14 protein-coding genes and 1 pseudogene are annotated in these 13,598 nt (G+C 30.9%); 13 read left to right on the top strand and 2 right to left on the bottom strand.

All coding sequences use genetic code 11. The features are described 5' to 3' along the window. The first annotated feature begins 9 nt into the window (after positions 1 to 9). The 3 genes from LPB88_RS08525 (at position 10) to abc-f (ending at position 3,635) form a co-directional block, all read left to right on the top strand. Entirely contained in the window at positions 10 to 942 is a 933-nt protein-coding gene (locus LPB88_RS08525) for a transglutaminase (RefSeq protein ID WP_230714954.1), read from the top strand. 345 nt (positions 943 to 1,287) lie between these two features. Beyond that, the gene (locus LPB88_RS08520) at positions 1,288 to 1,656 is read left to right on the top strand and encodes a hypothetical protein (protein WP_230714584.1); all 369 of its coding nucleotides are present in this window, start codon (positions 1,288 to 1,290) and stop codon (positions 1,654 to 1,656) included. 392 nt (positions 1,657 to 2,048) lie between these two features. Next, positions 2,049 to 3,635 carry a ribosomal protection-like ABC-F family protein gene (gene abc-f, locus LPB88_RS08515; protein ID WP_230714583.1) on the top strand — a complete coding sequence of 529 codons (1,587 nt, stop codon included), beginning with the start codon at positions 2,049 to 2,051 and terminating at the stop codon, positions 3,633 to 3,635. 135 nt (positions 3,636 to 3,770) lie between these two features. Here abc-f and LPB88_RS08510 read toward each other — a convergent pair whose 3' ends face one another. Together LPB88_RS08510 and LPB88_RS08505 are read right to left on the bottom strand one after the other, a co-directional pair. Continuing rightward, positions 3,771 to 3,977: a hypothetical protein gene (locus tag LPB88_RS08510; RefSeq protein ID WP_230714581.1), complete on the bottom strand. Its 207-nt coding sequence runs from the start codon at positions 3,975 to 3,977 to the stop codon at positions 3,771 to 3,773. A 57-nt stretch (positions 3,978 to 4,034) separates the two neighbouring features. Next, complete coding sequence (locus LPB88_RS08505; RefSeq protein ID WP_230714579.1) at positions 4,035 to 4,229, bottom strand: hypothetical protein; 195 nt, start codon at positions 4,227 to 4,229, stop codon at positions 4,035 to 4,037. Between the two features lie 86 nt (positions 4,230 to 4,315). Between LPB88_RS08505 and LPB88_RS08500 the strand changes: the two genes are divergently transcribed. The 10 genes and pseudogenes from LPB88_RS08500 (at position 4,316) to LPB88_RS08450 (ending at position 13,428) form a co-directional block, all read left to right on the top strand. Continuing rightward, positions 4,316 to 5,053 (top strand): S24 family peptidase, encoded by a 738-nt coding sequence (locus tag LPB88_RS08500; RefSeq protein WP_230714578.1) that lies wholly within the window; start codon positions 4,316 to 4,318, stop codon positions 5,051 to 5,053. 139 nt (positions 5,054 to 5,192) lie between these two features. After that, positions 5,193 to 5,516 carry a helix-turn-helix transcriptional regulator gene (locus tag LPB88_RS08495; protein WP_230714576.1) on the top strand — a complete coding sequence of 108 codons (324 nt, stop codon included), beginning with the start codon at positions 5,193 to 5,195 and terminating at the stop codon, positions 5,514 to 5,516. Positions 5,517 to 5,521: 5 nt separating this feature from the next. Next, positions 5,522 to 5,989 (top strand): SRPBCC domain-containing protein, encoded by a 468-nt coding sequence (locus LPB88_RS08490; RefSeq protein ID WP_230714574.1) that lies wholly within the window; start codon positions 5,522 to 5,524, stop codon positions 5,987 to 5,989. A gap of 34 nt (positions 5,990 to 6,023) precedes the next feature. Next, positions 6,024 to 6,401 carry a DoxX family protein gene (locus tag LPB88_RS08485; protein WP_230714571.1) on the top strand — a complete coding sequence of 126 codons (378 nt, stop codon included), beginning with the start codon at positions 6,024 to 6,026 and terminating at the stop codon, positions 6,399 to 6,401. Between the two features lie 369 nt (positions 6,402 to 6,770). Next, a pseudogene (locus tag LPB88_RS08475) lies at positions 6,771 to 7,795 on the top strand (serine hydrolase domain-containing protein); the annotation flags it as partial. Next, the gene (locus tag LPB88_RS08470) at positions 7,784 to 8,335 is read left to right on the top strand and encodes a DUF3471 domain-containing protein (RefSeq protein ID WP_370635823.1); all 552 of its coding nucleotides are present in this window, start codon (positions 7,784 to 7,786) and stop codon (positions 8,333 to 8,335) included. The pseudogene LPB88_RS08475 and the gene LPB88_RS08470, both read left to right, overlap by 12 nt. 36 nt (positions 8,336 to 8,371) lie before the next feature. Next, on the top strand, positions 8,372 to 9,778 hold the full coding sequence (locus tag LPB88_RS08465; RefSeq protein ID WP_230714567.1) for a hypothetical protein: 1,407 nt from the start codon (positions 8,372 to 8,374) through the stop codon (positions 9,776 to 9,778). Positions 9,779 to 9,814: 36 nt separating this feature from the next. Then, entirely contained in the window at positions 9,815 to 10,465 is a 651-nt protein-coding gene (locus LPB88_RS08460; protein WP_230714566.1) for a hypothetical protein, read from the top strand. 184 nt (positions 10,466 to 10,649) lie between these two features. Then, a complete protein-coding gene (locus LPB88_RS08455; protein ID WP_230714563.1) occupies positions 10,650 to 11,792 on the top strand; it encodes an AraC family transcriptional regulator in 1,143 nt (380 codons plus the stop codon). Between the two features lie 154 nt (positions 11,793 to 11,946). Continuing rightward, on the top strand, positions 11,947 to 13,428 hold the full coding sequence (locus LPB88_RS08450) for a serine hydrolase (RefSeq protein ID WP_230714562.1): 1,482 nt from the start codon (positions 11,947 to 11,949) through the stop codon (positions 13,426 to 13,428). The last annotated feature ends 170 nt before the right edge of the window (positions 13,429 to 13,598 follow it).

The raw sequence follows: 13,598 nt of genomic DNA, 5'->3' as shown, positions 1-13,598 counted from the left end.
TTGATTCTTATGATAAAATTCCCTAAAATTGACTTTCCGCAATTAAAATCCAAGTTACAGGTGAAATCACCTTGGGATAGGGTCATTATTATGATATTGAGTCTTTTGATCACAATTCCGATTTTTATCATTTTGCACCAGAATTTAATTGATTTAAACTGGGCATTTAATTTAGATCGTGTTTTGATATTTATATTTGTTTTTGCTGCAGTTTTCTTTCTTTTGATGTTGTTGCGAACGATTATAATATTGTGTATAGCTGTTTATTTATTGACTTTAGTTTATGGAAGTGTTATTGGAAATTATGGTTTCAGTGAGATTTCTGAAGATTATAATTCGATGATTTATACCATGTCAGATAATCCATTTCCGCAGGATATTATTGTGGCAAAACTGCTTCCGTTTCCAAATAAATCAAAAATTATAAATGCAATCGAATATCAGAATCCAAAGGTTCGGAATTTTGCCATTATGGCGACTACAAAGCATTTTAAAGGGATAAAAGGATATTCAGATTACAGAACCATTATTCAATGTTTTGCAGTCTTTAAAGAGATTAACAGCCGCTGGAATTATGTCAATGATCCAAAAGAAGGCGATTATATTGCAACAGCAAGCGAATCGTTAGAATATTTTTCTGGAGATTGCGATGATCATTCTATTTTGATGGCAGCTGCAGTGCGTTCAATTGGTGGAACTCCAAGATTAATTCATACCAAAGGTCATATTTATCCTGAAATATTAATAGGCTCTCTGATCGATTTGGAGAAAGTCAATTATTTGATTAAAAACGTCCTTTTTGTCAAAGAAAGTTATGGCAAAAAGATACATTACCATGTTGATGATCGCGGTCAGGTATGGATGAATCTGGACTATACGGCGACATATCCTGGTGGTCCATTTTTGTATGAAGAGATTTTGGGAGCTTTGACTTTAAATTAGTTTTTTTTTTGAGGTACAAAGTTTTTGAGGTGCAAAGGGACAAAGGTTTTCTGTACAGACGCATAGTAGTGCGTCTTATCTTCCTATTTAATATTTATTTATAGTCCCACTGTCTAATCTTTTTGAAGATGCACTTCTGCGCATCTCTACATTAATCTATAATCTACAAAAATGTGTGGGTACAAAGATTCTTTAAACGTATCTTCTATCAATTGGAATTTGGAATTTAAAAAAAATGGAATTTAAATTTATTAATTTCTGGTTCTTTCATAAATATTTGGTTTTTAGATTTTTAATTAGAAAAAATTTTGTAATTTTCTGTAGTTTAACTTTAATCACAAAATCATGAAAAAATCTAAATTATTTATCTTCGTAATTGCAATGGTGGCAGTATTAACGATTTCATGTCATAAGAGTAGAAATGAATTGGTAGACTCTTGGAAAGTTACCGCTGTTGAGCCTAAAATGCCTCTCTCTGATTCTTTAAAAAATGTAATTCTTACTCAAGGAACATTAACGTTTACTAAAGACGGGCATGTAACTGGATATTTGCAGAGCGAAATCAATAATGGTACTTATGCTTTGACAAAAGGAGGAAAAAGTTTAGTAATTAAAGATGAAACTGGTACTCCATACCCTTGCGAAAGTATTATAACTGACGACAAACTGGTATTAGACAGCAAAGAAATGAAACTTACCCTTACAAAAATATAACCATAAAAGTTCATTATTCATGAACTCAAATATTTAAACGAAACCATCTTGTGCCTAAATGCAATATGGTTTTTTTGTTTAAAAAAAAAATCTGCCACGAATTCACGAATTTTCTCTAATTTTTTATCGTGAAACCGCTTAAAAAGTTTGCCCCAGATTTACACAGATTTTTTTAATCTGCGCAATGAAAATAAAAATTAGAGAAAATTCGTGAATTCGTGGCGAAAAAAAACATACCTCCCACTCTTAGTAAACTATCACATAAAATTATATCTTTGCAAAACTTAAAACGAACGCATTAATTTATGTGAAAAATAATTTCTTTCAGGCAATTTAGAGAGTAAACCGCAATTTGTGGTGGCTCAATTTATTCATCTTTAGAGAAAGAAATTATGCTTATTCTACAAAACATTTCATATAAACACAATAACAAAGAATTGCTGTTTGATAACATCAGTTTTACTGTAAACAATCACGAAAAAATAGCCCTTATTGGTAATAACGGCATTGGAAAATCGACTTTGCTGAAAATTATTGCCGGCGAATTAGAACCTTTAAATGGTGAACTAAAATTAAATTCTGACCCCTATTATATTCCGCAGATTTTTGGGCAATACAATGATTTTTCGATTGCCGAAGCATTGCGCATTAATGATAAACTGAATGCATTTAAAGAGATTCTAAACGGTAATGTTACCGAGGATAATTTAAATATTCTAAACGAGGACTGGACAATTGAAGAGCGTTGTAATAATTCTTTAAACTGTTGGAAATTAGATGTATTAGATTTAACTCAGAAAATGAATACTTTAAGTGGCGGACAAAAGACAAAAGTTTTTCTTGCCGGAATTTTAATTCATCAGCCGGAGTTGGTTTTAATGGATGAACCCACTAATCATCTTGATGATTATTCGAGAAAACTATTGTATGATTTTATAACATCTACAACGAGCACTTTGCTTATCGTAAGTCACGACAGAAGTTTGTTAAATACCCTAAACACAGTTTACGAACTAAGCAAACATGGTATTACTGTTTATGGTGGAAATTATGATTTCTATACTGAGCAAAAACAAATCGAAGTAAATGCTCTAAATCAGGATTTGCATGCCAAAGAAAAAGCGTTGCGAAAGGCTCGGGAAAAAGAACGAGAAACTTTAGAAAGACAACAAAAGCTTGATGCCAGGGGAAAAAAGAAACAAGAAAAATCAGGTGTTGCGAGGATAATGATGAATACGCTTCGTAATAATGCCGAAAATAGCAGTTCGAAGTTAAAAGGTGTTCATGCCGAAAAAATCAATGGTATTTCGCAGGAATTAAGAGAATTACGTTCTTCAGTTCCAGATATTGATCAGATGAAAATTGGATTTGATAATTCTTCGTTACATAAAGGGAAAATACTTTTTAATGCCAACGAAATCAATTTTAAGTTCAAAGATCAACTTCTTTGGAAGGAGAATTTGAATATCGAAATTATAAGCGGAAACCGAATTGCATTGAAAGGCACAAACGGTTCAGGTAAAACAACTTTGATTAAAATTATACTAGGAAAACTAGATCCACAGATTGGAACGGTTTACAGAGCCGAAAACAAATCAATTTATATTGATCAGGATTATTCTTTGATTCAAAATGAGCTAAAAGTATATGAGCAAGCGCAATATTTTAATAATTCAGGGCTGGAAGAACATGATATAAAAATGAGGCTCAATCGTTTCTTATTTTCTAGCCAAGACTGGGATAAGCCCTGTTTTGCTTTAAGTGGAGGCGAAAAAATGCGTTTGATGCTTTGTTGTCTTACAATTAATAATGAATCTCCGGATCTTATTATTCTGGATGAGCCAACAAATAATTTAGATATTCAAAATATTGAAATTTTAACCCAGGCTATTAATGAATATCAAGGCTCGTTAATCGTGGTTTCACATGACCAATATTTTCTCGAGCAAATTAATATTGGGAAATTCATTTTGTTATGAGTTCCCATTTTATTCCAATATATCTTTAAATTACTAATTAATTTTAGATAAAAAAATAGTCTCCAAGATCACACACTGATCCTGGAGACTTTGATTTAGAGATTAGTGGTTAATCTTCTAAATCAATAAGGGAAACTAAGTAGTTTTTCGATATGTTGCCGTTGTATGCTTTGTAATTTTTGGATTATTTAAAATTAACTGAACATAGCTTCTAAATGCAGTTTTTTCTAATTGTGAAAGTTCACTATCGCTTTGCCAATTTCCTGATTGGTCTATAAAAACGAGTTTTCCATTAACCTTATACTCCTTATTAACTTCTATAGGTTTTATTTCTACAGTCATTTTTCGGTGATTTATAACTAGTTTTAAGGTTGTTTATGAGATAAATATTTTTTGAGTTTATAATGTTTTTAGAAGTACCGCAATAGCATTTTCCATTTTCTTATAATCTTTTCTAATGGTCTCAGTCATCTCGCTTTTGCGATCGCCGGAAAGGCTCATTGTAATAAATCTTTTTGATAAACCATACTTTTCTTTGATACGATTAAGTATTTCTTTGTTGTAAGTATTCTTCTTTTTCGTTTCTTTGTCCATTGCCTTGTCTGTTCCTGTTCTGAGAACAAATGTATAAACAATTGTTTATAAAACAACAAGGTTTAGTAAACTATTTCTTATAATTTATGAAAGCAATTGAAAGATTTTACCAATACCTTGAGTACAAAGGGGTTAAGCCAACGCGATATGAAAAAGATAATGGACTGTCTAATGGGTATTTAGGTACCCAATTAAAGCGAAATGGAAATTTAGGCGAAGACATCTTAAATAAAATAATAGACAATTGTTTAGATTTGAATCCTGTATGGCTTCTTACCGGAAGAGAAAACATGATTAAAATTAATAATTATACAGAAAATTTCGAGCGTAATGATTTAAATTATTTTAACGAATCTCCTTCTGAAATATTTAAAATTACAAAAGGAGAAACGATTCAAAAGCAATCTATTCCGCTTTATAATATGCAGGCGTCGACATCAATGGCAACCCTATTTAAAGAAGGAGATGCAGATAAGTCAATTGACAAAATTGTAATTCCCAATTTACCTAAATGTGACGGTGCAGTTTATGTAGGCAGTGATAGTATGTATCCGCTTCTAAAATCAGGAGACATTATTATCTATAAAAAAGTAGCTGCTATAATTGAGAATATTTATTGGGGCGAAATGTATCTGGTATCACTAATTAATGATGACGGTGATGAATTTGTAATGCCCAAATGGGTTCAGAAATCTGAAAAAGGCGACGAATTCATAAAACTTGTATCAGAAAATAAACAGCATCAACCAAAAGACCTTCATATTAGTAATATTAAAGGTTTAGCATTAATTAAAGCTAGTGTTAGAATAAATGTTACGTATTAAAGCAGGCTTCCACTCTACTCTGTTTCAGTGATTTAATTTTATATTATTTTAAAGAAAATGTATTATTTTTTAAAAAAAGTTGCAAAAAATATTGCGCAGTCAAATAACTGCATTATATTTGCAGTCAAATAACTGCGCAATGGAAATTAGAAGAGACGTTTTTCAGGCAATTGCCGACCCTACTCGTAGAGCAATATTGAGTTTGGTTGCACTTCAGGCTATGACTCCAGGAAATATAGCCGAGAATTTTAGTTCGTCACGACAAACTATTTCAAAACACATTCAAATCTTAACGGAATGTGAATTATTACATCAAACACAAACCGGAAGAGAGATTTATTATCATTTGAATCCCGAAAAGATCAAGGAAATAGACAGTTTTATTGAACCTTTTAGAAAAATGTGGGATGAAAAATTTAATAAACTCGAAGCCATAATGAAGAACTATCAACCCAAAAAATAGAAATCATGGAACAAAAAACAAAAATCGCAGCCGAAAACGGCAAACAGGATTTAGTAATTACGAGAGAATTTGATTTGCCTTTGGAATTACTTTTTAAAGCTTACGTTGAGTCTGATATTGTTGAACAATGGATGGGAACAAAAGTTCTAAAACTTGAAAACGTAAAACACGGCGGTTGGCAGTTTGAAACTACTGATGCTAAAGGAAATGTTGTTTTTCAGGCCAATGGCGTAATTCACGATATAATCGAAAATCAAAGAATCACCAGAACCTTCGAAATGGAAAATACTCCTTTTCCTGCTCAACTGGAGTTTTTAGAATTCGAAAAAATATCAGATCAAACGAGCAAACTAACAATGCAAATTGTCTACAAATCAGTTGCCATGAGAGATCAAATGCTGAAACTTCCTTTTGCACAAGGTATCAATATGGCGCACAATCGCTTACAAGACTTTGTAAATAAATTAAAATAAATAAAACCACTATTAATAAATAAAATAACTAATTATGACTAAGAGAAACAAAATTATCTACTGGGTTGCAACGCTTTGGCTAGCATTAGGAATGACAGCGACGGGAATTGTGCAATTTATTAAAATGAAAGAAGAAGCAACTATGATGACCCATTTGGGATATCCTCTTTATTTTTTACCCCTTTTGGGTGTTTGGAAATTTCTGGGTGTTATAGCAATTCTTATCCCAAAGTTTGCCTTATTGAAAGAATGGGCCTATGCAGGGTTTTTCTTCGCCATGTCTGGTGCAGTTTTCTCTCATGTGGCTAGCGGTGATGCTGCCAAAGAACTTTTTGGACCTGTATTATTAATCGTTCTAATTATAATCTCATGGTATTTTAGACCCGCAGATCGAAAAACGGTTTCTGCTTAACTAAGCTTAGAAAATTATAAAGTCAAACTCCATTAGAAATAATGGAGTTTTTTTATACGTACAAACGAAAAATGATTACTTACACTAGTGATGGTTAAGAATAAACTGCAATGGAAGAAGGATTTGAGTTTGAAGAAGTATTTCCTCTTTATGTAATTTTTAAGGAAACCCTCAAAAAAAGTGTTAATAAGTTATATTATGATCTTGAATTGATTAATTATTTAACATAAAGATTTTTCTTATATTCGCCGAAATGAACCATTTATTTGGAAAAAAAGTACTTATAATTTGGAAGTATTTTTTAATTATTTCATTTATAAAAAGTTAACTATAAACCAAAAAGCCACAACAATCAAAAACAACCATTACATGAAAAAAGGAACACCTCTTTTAGCGTCATTACTCTTTATTTGCCTTGCTTCTACTCCAATCTTTGCGCAGATTACATCGCAAAAAAATGATTTATTAATGGAAGATGCTTTAGCAAAGTTTAAAGTTGCAGGAGCATCGATTGCTGTTGCTAAGGATGGGAAAGTAATTCACCAAAAAGGTTATAGTGTTGCTTCTGTTGAAACAAAAAAAGCGGTAAACGAAAATACAAATTTCCAGATTGCATCAATAGTAAAGTTTTTACAACTGCTGCACTTTCTATTTTAGAAGACGAAGGCAAATTGAAATGGACGGATAAAGTAAAAGTTTACATTCCTGAATTTAAAATGTATAACGATTATGTGACGGAGAATTTCAACATTCAGGATTTATTAACGCATCGCAGCGGACTTGGTTTAGGGATTGGCGATTTGATGTTTTTTCCTGATGGCACAAATTTGACTATTAAAGATGTTGTCACTAGTTTTCAGTATTTTAAACCTGTTTCTGCTTTTAGAACTAAATTCGATTAAGACAATTTACTTTATATAGTTGCCGGTGAGGTAATTGCAAGAACTAGCGGCATGAGTTACGAGGCATTTGTTCAAAAAAGAATTATCGAGCCTTTGCAAATGAACAATAGTTTTGCAGGACAGAGCAGGATTACTGACAAAAGTAATGTGGCAGTACCGCATTCATCTGAGTCAGGAACTATAAAAACAATTGCTCCTTTTGAAGATCAAATAAATGGTGCTGCAGGCGGAATAATTTCAAATGCTGCAGATATGGCAAAATGGATGATTGTTCGTTTGAATAAAGGAAAATATGGTGCTGATTTGAAATCAACATTATTCTCTGAGAAAAATTACAGAGAAATGTGGCGCATACATACTGTTGAAGAAGCAAATCCGAATCCGAGATATAACTCCCATTTCAGCGGTTATGGTCTAGGTTGGGAAATTGGTGATGAAAAAGGTAATCTAAAAGTATCACATACAGGTGGTTTGCCTGGTATGTTATCGATTGTTGTGATGTATCCGGATCAGAATTTAGGTTTTGTAATTTTAACAAATACGCAAAACGGAGGTGCCGGACTTTTCTCTGCAGTTGCAAATACAATTTCTGACAGTTATCTGGGATTAGATGATTTTGGATGGACTGATAAAATGGTTGGATGGATGAAAGAGGATAAAAATTCTGGCGAAGATGTAACTAAAAAAGTATGGGAAAAAGTAGCAGCTTCAAAGAATATAAAAGTTAAAAATGAAGACTTTATTGGTGTTTATAAAGACAATTGGTTTGGTGAAATTGAAGTATTCGAAAAAAACAAACAATTATGGTTCAAATCCTATCGCTCGCCGAAATTAAACGGGCCAATGGCTTTTTATAATGCCAATACATTTGCTATAAAATGGGAATATCAAGCAATGGATTGTGATGCTTTTGCCATGTTTTCGCTTGACGAAACAGGAAAAGCTCAATCTATTAAAATGAAAGGGATCTCGCCAAGTATTGATTTTAGTTTTGATTTTCAGGATTTAGATTTAGTAAGGGTTCAGAAATAAAGAGTTATCGACAGTTTAATTTATACATATATAAAATTGAGAAAGATAATACCACAAATCATATCGGGAAATATTAAAATTGTATTTCTATTTCCATTTCTATTTTTGGCAACTTTAGCATTTGGACAAAAGGTAACTTTCAAGATTAAATATTCTGAACAATTGGCTGTCTTTGTGTTTCTGCAAAATCTTTCAGAAAATTATCCTGAAAATGTTTTTAAAACCGAATTTCAAAAATCAAAATACTGCACTGAAAAATATAAAAATATAATTTCAAAATTTGACAAGTTAACGCTTGATTATAGTTATCGATTTGAAGAATTTCCTTATGGTTCAAAGAAGTCTGTGCAAACAGAAGATATTTTGAAAAAAAATCTAATTGAAAGTAAAGATTTAAAAGATTTTCAAGTTCGGTCTATTGGAATCATTTCTAATAAAACTTTGAGTGATTTGGCAGAAAGTATTTTAGAATTTACTCCTATTTATAATGAACTAATCTATAATCCCAACAAAGAGAAATTTGAAAAACAACTTCAAGAAATCACAAAGTATTCTAATGAACATCAGATAGAAAACTATTTTGAAACGGGATTATTGTTTTATAATTCAAGTTGGAATAACTCAATTCCGTTTGAGATAGCTTTTTACCCTTTGCCTAATTCTAAAGGATTTACTGCGCAGGCGTTTTGCAACAATTTTATAAGTGCTATACAAACTGATTTAAAATCGTATAAGGATTTGTTTAGCGTTATGTTGCACGAAACGTTTCATATAATTTATGACGAACAATCTCTCGAAGTAAAAACAGAAATAGATAACTATTTTAAAGAGAATAAATCAAAATGTAGTAATTATGCTTATCAGCTTTTGAATGAAGCCTTGGCTACTGCATTAGGAAATGGTTATGTTTATGAACAACTAGACGGAAAAATTGATACTCAGGATTGGTATAATAAAAAATATATTAATCTAATGGCTAAGCAAATTTATCCGTTAGTGAAAGAATACATTAATCAAAAGAAATCTATAGATAAAGATCTTATTGATAATTATATTAAGCTTTACGAAGTAAATTTTCCAAACTGGATAAATGAGCTTGACAACATTATGACTTATAGATATGTAATTACCGAAAACGAGAAAGATTTTAAAACGATCAATCAAATGTTTCGTTATCGTTCCAGATCAGAGTATGATTCTCAAATTACAGAAAGTAGTATCGAAGAAATGAAAAAAACACCTTTAACAAAGATGATAATCATTTCTAAAGACAACAGTGAGAAATTGAAATTAGTAAAAAGTAAGTTTTCGGCATTAAAAAATTGGAAATTCAAAGCAGAGAAAGAATTCGCAGAGAAAATTTTCTTAGACGATAAAAGTCAATTGATACTATTAAATCAAAAAGAATCAACAATTGAAACTCTTATAAAATCAATAGATTAAAAGTTTCCTACGGGAGTAATTTTTTAAGATACTAAAATGACAGCAAAAGATTTATTATATAAAATATTAGATTATAATTATTTATGGTCTTCACCGGCAAGAAAAAATTCTAAACCGGCAAAAATCAGGCTTTCTCAAATCGAAATACTTTTAGAAGCTTTTGGATTAACCAAAAAATATGTGAATCCACTTGTTCAAATAAAATATTCAATTACAGGTAATAAAGAAAAATTGAACAGGGCTCAACAACTAAACAACTTAACTAATCTTGAATATGTTTTGCACGGAGAATTTCTTTATGATAGAGAAAAAGATGCAAACAAAGAATTATCAGATAAAGTACTTTTAAAAATGGCTACTTTATATTCTCATCTTGTTGAGCATATCAATGCGAGACCTGTTGATATAGGCTGGTTGTTTAATGATTTGCTAAATTTTAGACAAGAGTTTTATAAAATAACCATTGCAAATGACGGAATGCTTGAAGGTTTTTCGAGCGGTTTGTATTATAGTTTTTACTTAAAGGGACAAATAAAAGAAGCAATAAAAGATAATCTTTTAGAAATTGATGAAACTCTTTGGCAAATATTAGATCCTTATAAAAGAGACTTAAGTGAAGAAGAAATTAATTACCCTAAAATAAACTTAGATAGTATTGATCTTGAATGGCAGGTAGAAAATTACTAAATCAATATAAAATAAGGATTTTACGCTAGATTTTAAGTAAAGATATTCCCTATATTAGCTCGAAAAAATAGCACGCTTATGGTTTAGGATCATACCAATTTAGATAAATCAGAAACATTTGCCCCTTCCCTATAGAAAAATTTAAGAATACTTATGAATCGTAATAACTCAAAAAAAATAATGAATGGATAAGATTAATTTATTACTTATTGTAACTGTAATCTCTTTGTTCATTTCTTTGTTTCTTGCATTTTTTCTGTTTACAGTTAAAGCAAAGCATAAGACAAGTAATTATCTGTTTGCTGTTTTTTTAATTTTAACTGCAATAGATACTAGTCAAACTTTATTTGACCTATTCGTTGACGGACCTTCGAATCTTGGGATGTTAAGGAGTTTATCTGCTTTCTTGCAGATTCCTGTTTTTTATCTATATGTATTATCTGTTTGTTATTCAGATTTTAAGCTTAAACCCAAACATCTACTACATCTGCTTCCATTTTTAATTGCGAATCTAATTTTATTGCCTCGTTTTTATACAGTAGATTTTGCATCTAAAATTAATTTTATTAAAAATTATCAAAGTATGATTGAAATACAGTTCAATCATATTCTTATACATGTTCAGCTAATTGTATATATTATTGCTGTTTTTGTGATATTAAGAAAGGCCAAAAAACTGTATCTTGAAAATAATGCAGGCACAACAAGCATTGACTCTTATAATTGGTTATTTCAGTTTACGACTGTACTGACTGTTTTGTATTTGGTTGCTATTTTAAAAAACATTTTTAAATTTTCGGATTATCAATACATCTCAGAAGGGATAAAAATTGGACTTCTGGTGTTTCAGTTGTTTATCGTTTGTTGGTATTTGTTTAAGGCATTAAACAATCCTGGCATATTTAGAAACATTGATTCAAAATTAAAACTTGTAAAAGATTTAATTTCTGAAGAAAAAAATATTAGGCCATTAGCGGTAAGTGAAAAAGAATATAATGAAGAGTTATTGAAATTACAGCAGTATATGATTGCAGAAAAACCGTTTCTAAATCCTTCCTTAACAATTCAGGATATTTCTGCGGATATTAAAATTCCAGTTAGAGATTTATCTCTTTTAATCAATCATAAATTAGAACAGCATTTTTACGATTTCGTTAATACGTATCGTATAGAAAGTGCTATGGGTATTTTAAAAGATGTTACAAAAAGTAAGGTAACGATTTTGGAAATTCTATACGATGTAGGTTTTAATTCTAAATCTTCTTTTAATACGGCTTTTAAAAAGCACACAGGTTTTACTCCTACAGATTATCGTAAAGCAGTGTAGTACAGTATTTTGTAATTACTCGTACGCGTAGTTTTAATTACTCGGACTTATTTTTAGAAAAAATGAGTCCGAGTATTTTTATTCGGTCGCATAGCACTTATTTCTCCCACATCTTTGTATCGAAATAAATTTTTAACCAAAAAATCACGATACAATGAAAACTACTATTAACTTCCTAATTCTTATAGTAACAATTTTAAATTGTCAAATAAGCAATTGTCAAACAAGCAAAAAAGTATTATCAAAACAAAAAGATTATAGCTTTCTTACGGACAGTTTGAATATTAACCCACAACTGGAAAAATACAAACTTGCCGGATTTAGTCTTGTTGTTTTTGAAAACTACGAGATCGTTTATTCGAACCAATTTGGTGTAAAATCAATAGATTCAAAAGAAAAAATAGATAAAAACACCGCTTTTTCTACAGCTTCAATTTCAAAACCAATTACAGCACTTCTTTGTTTTATGCTTGAAGAGAAAGGATTACTTAATTTAGACGCCCCAATTGATGGTTATCTAAAACGCTGGCATTTGCCAAAGAGTAAGTTTACTGAAAATAACAGCCCAACCTGGAGACAATTTCTTAATCATACTGCCGGTACGACCCAAGGTGGATTTGCAGATTACTACGAAGGTGATACCATCCCAACAATAAAACAAAGTCTTTTAGGCCAGATTCCGCGATATGATAAAGAAATTGAGTTCACGTTTACCCCTGGCACTAGTTGGGAATATAGCGGTGGCGGTTATGTAATTGTTCAAATGGCATTAGAAGATACTTTTAATAAACCTATTGGAGAACTTGCTGCTACCTATATTTTTTCACCGCTTGGGCTAAAAAATACTACAATGATACAGCCTAATGAAAAAGGATTTCCAACGAATGTAGCTCTTGTGCACGATGAAAATGAAAAGGTAATTAGAACAGGTTTGCCAATCACGCCGCAAGTTGGAGCATCAGGAATGTGGTCTACACCTACTGATTTAGCCAAATTTGCTATTGAAATGCAAAATGCGCTGCGCAATAAAAACAATAAAGTGATTTCTCATAATGTTGCAAAAAAAGTAACAGAAGTAACTGCTTTAAAAAATGCTGTTGGCGGCTGGAGTTACGGATGGCAAAAGTCCTTTGGTTATAATAACTATGATTGGTTTGTATGTAATGGTTCAAATACAGGAGTTGGAGGCAGTATTTTTGCTACTATGACAGACGGAAATGGCTTTACATTTCTAACCAATGGTGAAAAAAAGAATCGTTTTCCTGTGATGGGACAAACTCAAAAAAAGATTCTGACAGTGATGGATTGGAACAAAGAGACTTCTAAGGAAGATACTCAGGAAATACCTCTAAGTTTAAAAGAAAAGCTAATTGGAACGTATGATGATTTTCTTTATCAACAAAAAATGGAAACCAAAATAATAGAAAAGAATAACCGTCTTTATGTTGAATCTGCTCTTTTGGAACATTTTAAAGGACGAAATGATAATGAATTGGTTTATCTTAAAAATGGGTTATTTAAAATTATAGATTATCCTAATTTGCTAAAATTAGATTTTAATGATGGGAAATTAAGTGCTGTAACTTTAATAAGAGATGATATGACTTCTAAAATCGAATTAATTAAAGAGAAATAATAATTACTAAATCTCCAATTTTTTGAGATTCTATTGTGAAAAATCTTTACTTCCCAAAAAAACTCCATTATTTCTAATGGAGTTTTTTATATTTTTTAAGAGCTTGTTTCTGAATTATTCTTGCAGAATTTTAAAATAGTATGACCTAATTATCTGCGGTGAGAATATTT

This window comes from Flavobacterium sp. JAS, assembly GCF_020991455.1.
GTDB lineage: Bacteria > Bacteroidota > Bacteroidia > Flavobacteriales > Flavobacteriaceae > Flavobacterium.
Note: the sequence above shows the minus strand (reverse complement) of the source record. Positions and strands in the feature narration are given on the sequence as shown.

Coding starts and splice junctions, on each gene's coding strand:
- LPB88_RS08525 (WP_230714954.1), top strand. CDS start 10: ATGATAAAATTCCCTAAAATTGACTTTCCGCAATTAAAATCCAAGTTA.
- LPB88_RS08520 (WP_230714584.1), top strand. CDS start 1,288: ATGAAAAAATCTAAATTATTTATCTTCGTAATTGCAATGGTGGCAGTA.
- abc-f (WP_230714583.1), top strand. CDS start 2,049: ATGCTTATTCTACAAAACATTTCATATAAACACAATAACAAAGAATTG.
- LPB88_RS08510 (WP_230714581.1), bottom strand. CDS start 3,977: ATGACTGTAGAAATAAAACCTATAGAAGTTAATAAGGAGTATAAGGTT.
- LPB88_RS08505 (WP_230714579.1), bottom strand. CDS start 4,229: ATGGACAAAGAAACGAAAAAGAAGAATACTTACAACAAAGAAATACTT.
- LPB88_RS08500 (WP_230714578.1), top strand. CDS start 4,316: ATGAAAGCAATTGAAAGATTTTACCAATACCTTGAGTACAAAGGGGTT.
- LPB88_RS08495 (WP_230714576.1), top strand. CDS start 5,193: ATGGAAATTAGAAGAGACGTTTTTCAGGCAATTGCCGACCCTACTCGT.
- LPB88_RS08490 (WP_230714574.1), top strand. CDS start 5,522: ATGGAACAAAAAACAAAAATCGCAGCCGAAAACGGCAAACAGGATTTA.
- LPB88_RS08485 (WP_230714571.1), top strand. CDS start 6,024: ATGACTAAGAGAAACAAAATTATCTACTGGGTTGCAACGCTTTGGCTA.
- LPB88_RS08470 (WP_370635823.1), top strand. CDS start 7,784: ATGTTATCGATTGTTGTGATGTATCCGGATCAGAATTTAGGTTTTGTA.
- LPB88_RS08460 (WP_230714566.1), top strand. CDS start 9,815: ATGACAGCAAAAGATTTATTATATAAAATATTAGATTATAATTATTTA.
- LPB88_RS08455 (WP_230714563.1), top strand. CDS start 10,650: ATGGATAAGATTAATTTATTACTTATTGTAACTGTAATCTCTTTGTTC.
- LPB88_RS08450 (WP_230714562.1), top strand. CDS start 11,947: ATGAAAACTACTATTAACTTCCTAATTCTTATAGTAACAATTTTAAAT.